The sequence below is a fragment of the Bartonella sp. AA81SXKL genome, assembly GCF_042196945.1.
Taxonomy (GTDB): domain Bacteria; phylum Pseudomonadota; class Alphaproteobacteria; order Rhizobiales; family Rhizobiaceae; genus Bartonella.
In genome coordinates this window covers 380-686 of record NZ_JBHIRH010000268.1, presented here as the reverse complement: position 1 = coordinate 686, position 307 = coordinate 380, and the positions used below count along the sequence as shown (strand labels likewise).

1 pseudogene is annotated in these 307 nt (G+C 32.2%); it reads left to right on the top strand.

The features are described 5' to 3' along the window. Nucleotides 1-267: pseudogene (locus ACFINZ_RS11015) on the top strand (XRE family transcriptional regulator); the annotation flags it as partial. Nucleotides 268-307 lie beyond the last annotated feature (40 nt).

Sequence of the window (307 nt, the reverse complement as noted above, 5' to 3'; positions counted from 1 at the left end):
TTCTGTAGAAATTGGCAAGAAATCCGTTCCAGTAGGAATGGAAGAAAAGATCATAGAATTTTATAGCTTAGATAAAGCTATGGCCTCTCTCTTAAAAAAAGAAGCTGATGCCTGTGTCGAAAGAACTTCACAATCAAATCTTCTGATTCATTTAGTCGTGAAATTGTTGGCATGTTTTTTAGAAATTTGAAATGTTTGTCACAACAGGATTTAGCAGCATTCAAAAAATTATTAGAAAAAGTTGGCAAAAAAGAAGGTACTCTATAGAGCTGTATTCGAAAATCCTATTCCATCACTTTTATTTATG